The following is an 11,975-nucleotide window of genomic DNA, read 5'->3' as shown; positions in this document are numbered from 1 at the left end:
AATGAATCCGCCTTCAGAGCAGGCCAAGTTGCTCGGCGGCGGGCTCTCTGTATAGCTCAGGCAGCGCCGGCAAGCCAGGCAAACGCGCCATCAACTTCCCGTGGAAACGCTGCGCCAGTTTCGCCGCCAGCACGTTGTCGGCAGTGTGCAGGAAGATATATGGCGTGCGGCCCTCTTCGATCCACAGAGCGATTTTCTCCACCCACGGCAGCAGAAACGGATCGTTGGCTTCAAGCTGCGGATGGCCGATGAAGCGGACCTGAGGGAACTGGGTGAACGCTGCCGGACGCGGCGGAACCCTGGGCTTTTTCGACTGGGCGTGGAGCACTGAAGGATCGGTCGAGGTGCAGCTGAACAGCGCGCGCGGATCAAGGCAAATGCGCTCGACGCCACGATCCAGCAACAGGCGATTGAGCAGCCGTTCACTGTCGCCCCTGGCAAAGAAGTCGTCATGCCGCACTTCCACCGCCAAGGGCCGCTGCAGGGCATCAATGAATCCCGCCAGCTCGGGCAAGCGCTGTGGCGTGAAACTTTTCGACAACTGCAACCACAGCGGCGACACCCGCTCGCCGAGGGGGCCGAGCAATTGGGTAAAGGTCTCGGCAGCGGTCAGTTGTTCGCGCAGGTCACCGCCATGGCTGATGTCGCCGGGAAACTTGGCGGTAAAGCGAAAGTGTTCGGGAAGGGTTTGTGCCCAGCGCTGCACGGTGCTGGCGGCCGGACTCGCGTAGAAGGTCGTATTGCCTTCCACGGCGTTGAATACTTGGGAATAGAGAGTGAGGAACTCGGCGGGTTTGGCGTCTGGCGGATACAGGTAGTCGCGCCAGGCGTTTTCACTCCAGGATGGGCAGCCGAGGTAGTAAGGCAACAACATCAGATGTACAGGTCAAGACCCATGACTTGCGCTTCCCAGTCGACGAAACCGGCGGTGCTGAGGTAGCTGGCCAGGGCCATCGCCACGCTCTTGCTCATGGCGCGGTGATAAAGCATGTCCTGCTGACGGGCGGGGAGATTGCTCAGGCGTTGCGCAGCGGCTTTGGCACGGGCGGCCAGTTGCTCTTCGGACGGAAACTCCAGCTCGCCTTCGATATCGACGGACTCGTCTTCCACCACCCGGCCTTTGCGCGGATTGCGTTTGATGGGGTAGGACTGAGAGGAAATGCCGTCTATACGCATAAGTGCATGCTCGGTATCAGTGATGGCAGTTTAGTGGCGCATAATCCACTTCGCAAACCGCCGAGTGATAACTAGAACACATAAAAGACAAAAGGTTTAAAAGCCGGGGTTAGAAATCGACGATTGGCTGTGTATGTGAGATCGCCTTCGCGAGCAGGCTCGCTCCCACAAGGAATAGATTAACTCCTGTGGGAGCGAGCCTGCTCGCGAATGGGACAACTCGGTCTCGGGATTAACGCGCTTTGGGCGTCGCCACTTTATCGCGCAGATAAACCGGCTGCGCCTCATCCGCCACAATCGCCTCGCCGCGTTCCCAGGCAAACCGCGCCAATGTCAGCAGGTCTTCAGCGTGGGGCAGCATGCCCGCATCCTGCCCGCTCAGGCTGACGGCGATGCGTTCGGCGTAACCCCAACCGGTCCCCGCACCGAACCATTCGCCGCTGGCATCGGCCGGCAATGCAGCCACTTCCGGTGGCAGCACCGCTTCCTGGCCGACCAGTCGCATCTCCCCCGCCGTCTCGCGGTAGCAGCCCCAGTACACCTCGTCCATGCGCGCATCGATGGCGGCCGCGACCTGGCTGGCGCCGTGCTCGCGAAAAGCACGCTGGGCCAGCACCGCGAGGTTCGACACCGGCAATACCGGACGGTCCAGGGCAAACGCCAGGCCTTGCACGACACCGATAGCGATGCGCACGCCAGTGAACGCGCCAGGCCCGCGACCGAAAGCGATGGCGTCCACGGCTTGCAGGGTGGTGCCGGCGTCAGCCAGCAATTGCTGGATCATCGGCAGCAACTTCTGCGCATGCAGGCGCGGGATCACCTCGTAATGGCTCGTCACTTTGCCGTCATGCAGCAAGGCAACGGAGCAAGCTTCAGTCGCGGTGTCCAGGGCCAGCAAGGTGCTCATCGATGTTTCCACAAGAGGGTTGGTAAAAAGAGGGATCTGAAAAAGTGCGTCAGTATAAACAACTACGGCCCGCAAGCGGGCCGTTGATGATGCAGCGGATCAGTCTTTTCAGCTCAGGGCCGCAAGCACCTTGGCGGTGATTGCTTCAACCGAGCCGACGCCTTCGATATGGCTGTACTTCGGCTTGCCATTGGCAGCCGACAGCTTCTGGTAGAAATCCACCAGCGGCTTGGTCTGCGAGTGGTAGACCGACAGGCGATGACGCACGGTTTCTTCGGTGTCGTCCTTGCGCTGTACCAGGTCTTCACCGGTGATGTCGTCCTTGCCGGCCACTTTCGGCGGGTTGTAGACGATGTGGTACACGCGGCCACTGGCCTCGTGAACGCGGCGACCGGCGATACGCTGGACGATTTCCTCGTCTTCGACGGCGATCTCGACGACCGCATCCAGCTCGACGCCGGCAGTCACCAGGGCTTCAGCCTGAGGAATGGTGCGCGGGAAACCGTCGAACAGGAAGCCGTTGGCGCAGTCGGACTGGGCGATGCGGTCCTTGACCAGGGCGATGATCAGGTCATCGGACACCAGGCCGCCGGCATCCATGATGCTCTTGGCCTTGATGCCCAGCTCGGTGCCGGCCTTGACCGCTGCACGCAGCATGTCGCCAGTGGAGATTTGCGGAATGCCGAATTTTTCGGTGATGAACTGTGCCTGAGTACCTTTACCGGCCCCGGGAGCTCCCAGCAGAATGACGCGCATCGATGTGCTCCTCAATTTTTTATATAGATAACGTCAGATTCGCCTCGTGGGGCCAATCTCAAAAATAGGGTCGTGGCCGCCCAAACGGCCAAAGGCTGATCAAGATACACAGCAGGCTGCGCCCACACAAGACGCCAAAAGTCGGAGAAACCGCAGGGTCTTGTGACCTTTGCGCGCGGTTCCCCAAGTCGCAACCCCATCATTAACTGTCGCCTGGCCATACTTTTATAGCGACCAGTCATTGGCGTCCGATGCACGCATCGGACGCCGTTCCCCCACGGCAAAAACCTTAGCCGGTATTACGCAAACCGGCGGCAATCCCCGCTACAGACACCAGCAGCGCCTGTTCCACCGGGCTGTCCTGCGCCACATCCGGTTGCCGCGAACGGGCCAGCAACTCGGCCTGTAATAGATGCAGCGGGTCGAGGTAAGTGTTGCGCAAGCGGATGAATTCCAGGGTGTCGGGGCTATGTGCCAGCAGCTGCGACTGACCGGTCATCCCCAGTACGATCGAGCATGCCTGCGACAATAGGTCGCGTAAGTGCGCGCCCAACGGCAACAGTTCCGGCTCGACCAGACGCTCGTCGTAGGACTGGGCGATTTCAGCGTCGGCCTTGGCCAGCACCATCTCCAGCATATCGATGCGAGTGCGGAAGAACGGCCACTGCTCGCGCATCTGCCCCAGCAACTCGCCCTCGCCCCGTTCCAGCGCCTTGCTCAGTGCCGCCTCCCAGCCCAGCCAGGCCGGCAACATCAGGCGGGTTTGGGTCCAGCCGAAGATCCACGGGATCGCCCGCAGGCTTTCGATGCCGCCGGCACGGCGCTTGGCCGGGCGACTGCCCAGCGGCAAACGTCCGAGTTCCTGTTCCGGGGTCGACTGACGGAAGTACTCGACGAATTGCGGATTCTCCCGCACCACGGCGCGGTAAGCCTTGACCCCGTCGGCGGCCAATTCATCCATCAGGTGACGCCATTCAGGCGTCGGTGGTGGCGGTGGCAGCAGGGTCGCTTCAAGTACCGCGGCCAGATACAGATTGAGGTTTTGCTCGGCGATGTCCGGCAGGCCGAATTTGAATCGAATCATCTCTCCCTGCTCGGTGGTACGGAAACGCCCCGCCACCGAGCCCGGCGGCTGCGACAGAATCGCCGCGTGGGCCGGGCCACCGCCACGGCCCACGGTGCCGCCACGACCGTGGAACAACAGCAGTTCCACCTGCTGCTCGCGGCAGATGTCCACCAGACGCTCCTGCGCCCGGTACTGTGCCCAGGCCGCCGCCGTGGTGCCGGCATCCTTGGCCGAGTCGGAATAGCCGATCATTACTTCCTGCGGCCCTTGCAGGCGCGAGCGATAGCCCGGCAACAGCAACAGCTTTTCGATCACAGGCCCGGCGTTGTCGAGGTCGACCAGGGTTTCGAACAATGGCACCACGCGCATCGGCCGCAACACGCCGGACTCTTTGAGCAGCAGTTGCACGGCCAGCACATCGGAAGCGGCACCGGCCATGGAGATCACATAGGAACCGAGGGATGCCGCGGGCGCAGCGGCGATTTCCCGGCAAGTCGCCAACACTTCGGCGGTATCGGCGGACGGCTTGTAGTGGGCCGGCAGCAAGGGTCGGCGGTTGTTCAGTTCGCGCGTCAGGAACGTGATGCGCTCGTCTTCGCTCCAGTCTTCGTAGCGACCGAGGCCAAGGTAATCGGTGATTTCGGTCATGGCCGCGCTGTGCCGCGACGAGTCCTGACGCACATCCAGACGCACCAGGAACAAACCAAACGTGACCGCCCGACGCAGGCAATCGAGCAACGGGCCGTCAGCAATCACGCCCATGCCGCACTCATGCAGCGAGTGGTAGCACAGCTCCAGCGGATCGAGCAGGTCACGGTTGTCTTGCAGCACGTCGGCGGGCGCAGGGGTGGGTGTCGTCAACGCGGCGTGAGCCCAATTGCGCGTGGCGCGCAGACGCTCGCGCAATTGTTTGAGAACCGCACGATACGGCTCCGCGCTGTCTCCGGCCTTGGCTTTGAGCGCTTCACTGGCCTGTTGCATCGACAGATCGGCCGCAAGGTGATCGACATCGCGCAGGTACAGATCGGCCGCCATCCAGCGCGCCAGCAGCAACACTTCGCGGGTGACGGACGCTGTGACGTTGGGGTTGCCATCGCGGTCGCCGCCCATCCACGAAGCAAAGCGAATCGGCGCGGCTTCCAGCGGCAAGCGCAGGCCGGTGGCAGCGTACAACGCCTGATCGGCTTTGCGCATGTAATTCGGAATCGCCTGCCACAACGAATGCTCGATCACTGCGAAGCCCCATTTGGCTTCATCAACCGGTGTCGGACGTGTGCGGCGGATTTCTTCGGTGTGCCAGGCCTCGGCGATCAGGCGTTGCAGTTTCGATTTGATCTGCTCGCGCTCGGCGCCAGTCAGGTCGCGATGATCCAGTGCCGCCAGTTGCGCGGCGATGGCGTCGTATTTCTGGATCAAGGTGCGGCGCGCGACTTCGGTCGGGTGAGCCGTGAGAACAAGCTCGATTTCAAGCCGCCCCAATTGCCGGGCCAGTGATTCGGCCCCATGCCCTTCAGCGCGCAAGCGAGCGAGCAGCTCCGGCAGGACTCGCGACTCGAACGGTGCGGGCTGCGACTCTTCCCGTCGGTGAATCAGCTGATATTGCTCGGCGATGTTGGCCAGGTTGAGAAACTGGTTGAACGCCCGCGCCACCGGCAGCAACTCGTCTTCGGTCAACTGGTTGAGGCTGGCGCTCAGCTCGGCGTCCATGGAACCGCGGCGGTCAGCCTTGGCGCCCTTGCGGATCTGCTCGATCTTGTCGAGGAAGCCGTCCCCGTACTGTTCACGAATGGTGTTGCCCAACAGCTCACCCAGCAGGTGAACGTCCTCGCGCAAGCGTGCATCAATATCGGTCATCAGCAGTTCTCCAGCAAAGAATCCGGCGGCCAGGAAACCCAAGAGTGCCGCTCCAGGCCGGTTCTTACAAGTCAGACGACGAAGGGTCTTCACACCTCCAAGGCAGAAGCTAGTCTGAACATTGAGCCGTACAACGGCTTAAGCCGGCCTATGCCGGACATCTTCCGACCTGCCACGAGCAGGCGTGTCATGAGGTCATTATGAAAATCCGCGAGCTTGCCCATCACTGGGAAGAAAACGCCAAGGGTCGCCTGACTGACACTGGCTACTCGATTCATCTGGACGTTGAGGCTGCCGCACGCTTGGCGGCGATCATCGAGATGTACCCCAAACGGCAACCCGAAGAACTGCTCGGCGAACTGATCGGCGCCGCCCTGGAGGAATTGGAAAAAAGCTTCCCCTATGTGAAAGGCTCGACGGTGGTGGCCACCGATGAAGAAGGCGATCCGCTGTATGAAGACATCGGTCCGACCCCGCGTTTTCTGGCGTTGTCCCGTCGTCATTTGCACGATTTGTCAGCAGCTGACGGTAAGCAGAAACACTGATTCACCCATATGAACCTGTGGGAGCGAGCCTGCTCGCGAAGGCGTCGTGTCAGTCAATATCAATGCCGGCCGACAGTACGCCTTCGCGAGCAGGCTCGCTCCCACAGGGGTCAAATCCCCGCTCTAGAGCCCTGTCCATTCGGCCAACAGTTTTCCAACGCCACGCCAATTTCTCTGAACTTTTAAAAAACGCCCCCGGTCAACCCAGTAACCATGCCTGGGACGGCCGTTTCAAAACACCCGAAATCGAAGGTTGCGGCTCCATGCCCAGGATGGATTTTCAGTTGTTCAGGAGTAAGCCCAATGGAGTTGAAAATCATGAAGACCCGCACAGGCAAATCCTCGTTCCCCCCTCTGCACCACCTGAAAATGGCTGCCTTGGCCATCGGCGGCAGTCTCGTGCTGGCCGGTTGTGCCGGCCACCCACCCACCGAACAGTTCGCCGTGACCGAATCAGCGGTCAACAACGCCGTGAGCGCTGGCGGTACTGAATTCGCCGCGGTGGAAATGAAGACGGCCCAGGACAAGCTCAAACAAGCCGAAATCGCCATGCACGACAAAAAGTACGACCAGGCCAGAACCCTCGCCGAACAGGCTGAATGGGACGCTCGCGTGGCCGAGCGCAAGGCCCAGGCAATGAAAGCCGAACAGGCTGTGAAGGACTCTCGACAAGGGGTTCAGGAACTGCGTCAGGAAAGCCAGCGCACCGTTCAGTAAACGGCGTGGCTCGACGTATTTCTTTACTCGACTAAAAGGACGAAGACCATGAATTCCAAACACTTGATGATCCCTGCCCTGTTGGCCGCCAGTGTTGCAGTGGCTGCCTGTTCCACACCGCCCAATGCCAACCTTGAACAGGCCCGCACCAACTACAGCGGCCTGCAAGCCAACCCGCAGGCGAGCAAAGTCGCGGCACTGGAAACCAAGGAAGCCAGCGATTACCTGGACAAGGCCGGCAAGGCGTATCTGGATAAAGAAGACCCGGCCAAGGTCGATCAACTTGCGTATTTGACCAACCAGCGCGTGGAAGTGGCGAAACAGACCATCGCCCTGCGCACCGCCGAGGCCCAGCTGAAAAACGCCTCCGCGCAAAGGGCCCAGGCGCGGCTGGATGCGCGTGACCAGCAGATCAGACAGCTGCAGGCCAGTCTCAATGCCAAGCAGACCGATCGCGGCACGCTGGTGACTTTCGGTGACGTGCTGTTCGCCACCGATAAGGCGGAGCTGAAATCCAACGGCCTGATGAACATCAACAAACTGGCGCAGTACCTCCAGCAAAATCCCGACCGCAAAGTGATCGTCGAGGGCTATACCGACAGCACCGGTACGGCGTCGCACAACCAGTCACTGTCGGAACGTCGCGCTGGTTCCGTGCGCATGGCGCTGGTGAAGATGGGCGTCGATCCGGCGCGCATCGTCGCCCAGGGTTATGGCAAGGAGTACCCGGTGGCGGACAACACCAGTGTGTCGGGACGGGCGCAGAACCGTCGGGTGGAAGTGACGATTTCCAATGACAATCAACCGGTGATTCCGCGTTCGGCGGTGAGCGCAAACTAAACACGCCGTAACGCCAAAGCCCCGACTTATCTGGCCAAGCGGGGCTTTTTTTGTTTACGGGAGACTTCGACCATTCGTCGCCACCTGTCATTTCTGTCAGTAGGCGGCTCGAAGCTTTCAAAGTATCACTAGTGCTCTAACCCAAATTTTGGGCATGAAGGAGCGTAACCATGCGAGCACTGATCTTTCTTTCGACGCTGTGTACGGCGCTAACCTTGGCAGGTTGTGCGCAACCGGACAAACAATCCTCAAATAACTCACCTGTTCATGAATTTGTTTATGACGAAAGGGATGCCATACCCAATGACGTTCCGTTGCCTAAACCGGGGATTAACCAGCGTCCCGTTGTGGGAACAAAAAAAGTACTGGTCAGTGTTGTGCAGTGGCAGGGAGAACGTACTCTTGATAAATCTTTGATCGAGAGTCATACATTCCCTCTGAGCGGCAACGACAACCTAAAAAATTACATAGAAGTTGCATCCAAGGGAAAACTTACGCTGCAGGGCCAGGTAATCGAGCACACATCCGGACCACGCCCGGAAATATGCAAAAATATTGACCCCTATAAACCACCGATGCCTTTGAGCCTGGCAACCGCAGAGGGTGAAAAGGCTGCGCGCGCAAACGGACTTGATCCAGCAAGCTTTGACTATTTGATCAATGTGATTGACTGCGGCGGGAATGCATCCGCATATATGCCAGGAAGACTTATAGGTGTTTACGGACAAGCTGGCAGCCCTCATGTGTACAAACATGAATTCGGCCACAGCTTAGGCTACGCCCACCCAGAAACCTATACCAAATGCCAGTTTCATTTAGACACAGTATGGGCCCCCAATTCCTGTTCTCCAATTGCATTTGGCGACACCGGTGATCCAGTCGGGGGTGGTGCAGCGCTCTACCCCGTCAACAATCGTTGGTACTCTGGCTGGTTGGATAATTCGCAAATAGAAACGGTAAATAAAACTGGCAAGTACGTATTAGCTAGATCCGGCTCTTCGCCCAGCCCTATTACTCCACCGGTACTTCTATTAATTAACCGCAACTCGCCCCCTAGACAAATAGCGCTGGAGTTTCGGGAGAACATGATGTTCGACACGTTCCCGCCCGGTGATAACCGACTAACGGGTGTATGGATCAGATTTACTGATATGGAAAACACCTTAAAAAACTACCAACTCGACGCAACACCAAAAACTGCCTCTATCGAGGACCCTACCCTCCAGCCAGGGGAAACGCTAAGAGACTCAGATAAAAAAATTAACGTGAAATTTTGTGGCTATGCTGGTGCACACGCATCACTCGCGATATCGCTAAACGATGAACCGATCCCCAACTGCAACTAGCATAAATTTAAGCATTTGTTTTTTACATAAGCCCCCTTCCTTTGTCCTTGTTGCGCCTGATGGATAAAGGAAGGGTAATACAAAGCTATAACCGGCCTTACTGCTCAAGCTTCTGCGGCGTTTCCTGCCCCATGCACCGCACCGCTTTTTTCTTGTCATTGACCAGAACGCCCGTTAGCCCTTTCTGCTCGGTATCAAACAACACCAACACCCCATCAATGCACTGCGCCACTTGCGCCGCCGGCTCCAGGGAGACTTTGTAGTCTTCCCCCGGCACGGTCTTGAGCATGGTGAATTCATTGAGCAGCAACGCATCCTCGGGCTTGGCGAAGTGCAGGTAGCCGTACCACCACAGGGCACCGACGGTGCCGAGGATGCTGCAGATACCGGTGATGATCAGCGGGATGGCGTTACGTTCTTCACTCATTGCGGACTCTCTGGTGGTTCATCTTCTGAATTCTGGGGTGCCGGGTAATTGGGGATTTCCCCCAGGCGGCGCAGGCCGTTGAAATGCTGCGGGTCTTCGAGAAAACGCAGCATGACTTTGCGCCAGACCGGGTCGGCGAACGTCTGCACGTGACCGCCACGGGTCAGTTGCAGCACGCGCGGCGGCGGCGCAGCTTGATACAGACGGATGCCGTTGGAAAGGGGCACGATCGGATCGTCGATGCTGTGGTAGATCAGTTTCGGCACACCGTTGAGCTGTGCGATGGAGTTGATCGCACTGTCGCCGTCCGGCACCAGCCACGACAGGGGCACCTGGAACGCCCAGAACACCCAGGAATTGCTCAGGGCAAAACGTCCGACATCGCGATAGCTGGCAGGCACGCCATCGAGGACCAGCGCCTTGAGTTGTTTCTGTCGCTCGGGGTGTTGAACGAGGTAGTGCACGGCCATCGAGCCGCCGAGGCTCTGACCGAGCAGAATCAAGGGTTTGCCTTTGACCTCGGGTGCCTCGTCGAGCCATTTGAACGCCGCGTCGATGTCCTGGTAGATCGCCGGCAGGCTCGGCTCGCCCTCGGACAGACCGTAGCCGCGATAGTCCACCAGCAGCACTTGATAGCCTTGCTTGGGCAGCCACCAGCTCCCGCCCAGATGCATCGGCAAGTTGCCGCCGTTGCCGTGCAGGTGCAGCACGGTCCCCTTGACCTCGACGCCTTTTTTCGCCGGCAACCACCAGCCATGTAGCCTGACGCCGTCGGCGGTGGTCAGGGTGACATCGCGGTATTCAAGCTTGGCTTTTTCCGGGGTGAACAACTGACCGGGCTCGGGGTAGAACAGCAGCGAGCTGCAACCGTTCAAGGCCAGGAGAAGGCAGATGATGCCGAGGATTCTCATCCGTTGAAACCTCGCAAGAAATGGGGCTGAAACACTGTACCTGTAGGAGCAAAGCTTGCTCGCGATGGCGGTATATCCGGCAATACATACGTTGAATGTAGCGCCGTCATCGCGAGCAAGCTTTGCTCCTACAGGGAGACGTTGTTCACAAAATGTTGGAGTAATCCGCCTCGATCCGGTCCAGGCTCAGGTGGTTGAGGAAGTTGGAGAAGCACATCCATGCCGACAACGCGTTCATGTCGCGGAACTGTTCCGGCAGATACTTGGGCGGCACCACCATTCCTTCGTCCACCAACTGGCGCAAGGTGCGCATGTCCTCAAGTGTGGTCTTGCCACAGAACAACAGCGGTATCTGCTCCAGCTTGCCTTTGCGCACGGCCAGTTGAATGTAGTTGTAAATCATGATGAAGCCCTTGAGGTAGGACAAGTCTTTGGTAAAGGGCAGACCTGTCGGCACCGAGCCGCGGAACACGCGGCTGGCGTTGCTGTAGCTCTCGGGCATCTCGAAGCCTTGTTCGCGGAAGAACTCGAACACCTGCAGGAAATCCGCGCCCTCCTCCACCATATGAATAGCACGGGTGCGGTTGGTCAGTTTGCGCAGGCGACTGGGATAAGAGGCAAAGGTGATGATCTCCATCAGGATCGCCAGGCCTTCCTGGGTCACCGTCGACGAGGGCGGGCCCTTGGCCAGGAAGGTGCAGATTGGCTGGTTCAGGCCATTGAGGGTGGTGCCGACGTGCACCAACCCCTCATGAACCTCCAGGGCGCGCACGTCACGCTGGTTGAACATCGCGTCGGTGCGGATCTTGATGTAGTCGGCGCCGGCCGCCGCATCGGCGACGATCCCGTCGGACTCGAACACCCGGATGGTTTCCTCGGCTTCGCCAAACACCTTGTTCAAGCGATGCTGCAACATCTCGACCGCATCCTTGGCAGTCAACGTCTTCGGCTCATCCTTCAGATCGCCACGACCGTCGATGTTGTTCAGGTATTCGGACAGCATCATGCCCAGGTCGGACAGGGTCGGGTCTCCGGCGTGGAATGCGTCGGAGGCGGCACCGTACAGCTCCTGGGAAATCAGGCCGAAATCCTCGGTGCCGCGCGCTTCAAGCATGCGCACCACCATCCGGTATTCCTTGCACATGCGGCGCATGATCTGGCCGACCGGGTTGAACTGACCGAGCTGGCGGGTGATGTCACGTTCGATATTCTGGAATTCCAGCTTCACTTTGCTGGAGTCGAAGGTCAACGGCCGGTTGAGGTAGTAGTCGCGGTCCACCGCCGGCATTTCCTTGCCCTTGGCCTTGAGGAAGCCCTTGCGGATGGTGTCGTCCCACTTGACCGCATCGAGGACGCGGATCGGTGTCTGCGCCAGCACAATGCGATCAGACAGAATGCGTATCGACTGCTGGTAATCGTCCACCGGAAAC

12 protein-coding genes are annotated in these 11,975 nt (G+C 59.2%); 4 read left to right on the top strand and 8 right to left on the bottom strand.

Translation table 11 applies throughout. The features are described from left to right. Nucleotides 1–13 precede the first annotated feature (13 nt). The 5 genes from LAB08_RS05295 to ppc all read right to left on the bottom strand — a co-directional run bounded on the left by LAB08_RS05295 (nucleotide 14) and on the right by ppc (nucleotide 5,759). Nucleotides 14–874 (bottom strand): DUF72 domain-containing protein, encoded by an 861-nt coding sequence (locus tag LAB08_RS05295; RefSeq protein WP_096513191.1) that lies wholly within the window; start codon nucleotides 872–874, stop codon nucleotides 14–16. Continuing rightward, entirely contained in the window at nucleotides 874–1,176 is a 303-nt protein-coding gene (locus LAB08_RS05290; RefSeq protein ID WP_096513192.1) for a hypothetical protein, read from the bottom strand. The genes LAB08_RS05295 and LAB08_RS05290 overlap by 1 nt, the downstream gene beginning before the upstream one ends. A gap of 232 nt (nucleotides 1,177–1,408) precedes the next feature. Then, a complete protein-coding gene (tsaB, locus tag LAB08_RS05285; protein WP_096513193.1) occupies nucleotides 1,409–2,083 on the bottom strand; it encodes a tRNA (adenosine(37)-N6)-threonylcarbamoyltransferase complex dimerization subunit type 1 TsaB in 675 nt (224 codons plus the stop codon). Between the two features lie 108 nt (nucleotides 2,084–2,191). After that, nucleotides 2,192–2,839, bottom strand: coding sequence for an adenylate kinase (adk, locus tag LAB08_RS05280; RefSeq protein WP_096513194.1), 648 nt, complete (start codon nucleotides 2,837–2,839; stop codon nucleotides 2,192–2,194). A 289-nt stretch (nucleotides 2,840–3,128) separates the two neighbouring features. Then, entirely contained in the window at nucleotides 3,129–5,759 is a 2,631-nt protein-coding gene (gene ppc / locus LAB08_RS05275; protein ID WP_096515553.1) for a phosphoenolpyruvate carboxylase, read from the bottom strand. A gap of 200 nt (nucleotides 5,760–5,959) precedes the next feature. On the opposite strand from ppc, the gene LAB08_RS05270 reads away from it, so the two are divergent. From LAB08_RS05270 to LAB08_RS05255, 4 genes are all read left to right on the top strand, one after another. Next, nucleotides 5,960–6,304 (top strand): pilin assembly protein, encoded by a 345-nt coding sequence (locus LAB08_RS05270; RefSeq protein ID WP_096513195.1) that lies wholly within the window; start codon nucleotides 5,960–5,962, stop codon nucleotides 6,302–6,304. A gap of 303 nt (nucleotides 6,305–6,607) precedes the next feature. Then, the gene (locus LAB08_RS05265) at nucleotides 6,608–7,021 is read left to right on the top strand and encodes a DUF4398 domain-containing protein (protein WP_096513196.1); all 414 of its coding nucleotides are present in this window, start codon (nucleotides 6,608–6,610) and stop codon (nucleotides 7,019–7,021) included. Between the two features lie 48 nt (nucleotides 7,022–7,069). Beyond that, nucleotides 7,070–7,861: a lipotoxin F family OmpA-related lipoprotein LptF gene (gene lptF / locus LAB08_RS05260; protein WP_096513197.1), complete on the top strand. Its 792-nt coding sequence runs from the start codon at nucleotides 7,070–7,072 to the stop codon at nucleotides 7,859–7,861. Nucleotides 7,862–8,031: 170 nt separating this feature from the next. After that, a complete protein-coding gene (locus tag LAB08_RS05255; protein WP_157755744.1) occupies nucleotides 8,032–9,207 on the top strand; it encodes a metallopeptidase domain-containing protein in 1,176 nt (391 codons plus the stop codon). Nucleotides 9,208–9,304: 97 nt separating this feature from the next. Here LAB08_RS05255 and LAB08_RS05250 read toward each other — a convergent pair whose 3' ends face one another. The 3 genes from LAB08_RS05250 to LAB08_RS05240 all read right to left on the bottom strand — a co-directional run bounded on the left by LAB08_RS05250 (nucleotide 9,305) and on the right by LAB08_RS05240 (nucleotide 11,968). After that, the gene (locus LAB08_RS05250) at nucleotides 9,305–9,634 is read right to left on the bottom strand and encodes a PA3694 family proteiin (protein WP_096513198.1); all 330 of its coding nucleotides are present in this window, start codon (nucleotides 9,632–9,634) and stop codon (nucleotides 9,305–9,307) included. After that, nucleotides 9,631–10,545 carry an alpha/beta hydrolase gene (locus LAB08_RS05245; RefSeq protein ID WP_096513199.1) on the bottom strand — a complete coding sequence of 305 codons (915 nt, stop codon included), beginning with the start codon at nucleotides 10,543–10,545 and terminating at the stop codon, nucleotides 9,631–9,633. The genes LAB08_RS05250 and LAB08_RS05245 overlap by 4 nt, the downstream gene beginning before the upstream one ends. Nucleotides 10,546–10,690: 145 nt before the next feature. After that, nucleotides 10,691–11,968 (bottom strand): flavohemoglobin expression-modulating QEGLA motif protein, encoded by a 1,278-nt coding sequence (locus tag LAB08_RS05240; RefSeq protein WP_096513200.1) that lies wholly within the window; start codon nucleotides 11,966–11,968, stop codon nucleotides 10,691–10,693. Between the last annotated feature and the right edge of the window lie 7 nt (nucleotides 11,969–11,975).

This window comes from Pseudomonas izuensis (assembly GCF_002356535.2).
GTDB lineage: Bacteria > Pseudomonadota > Gammaproteobacteria > Pseudomonadales > Pseudomonadaceae > Aquipseudomonas > Aquipseudomonas izuensis.
The sequence above is the reverse complement of the archived record's forward strand: the minus strand, read 5'-3'. Positions and strand labels throughout refer to the sequence as shown.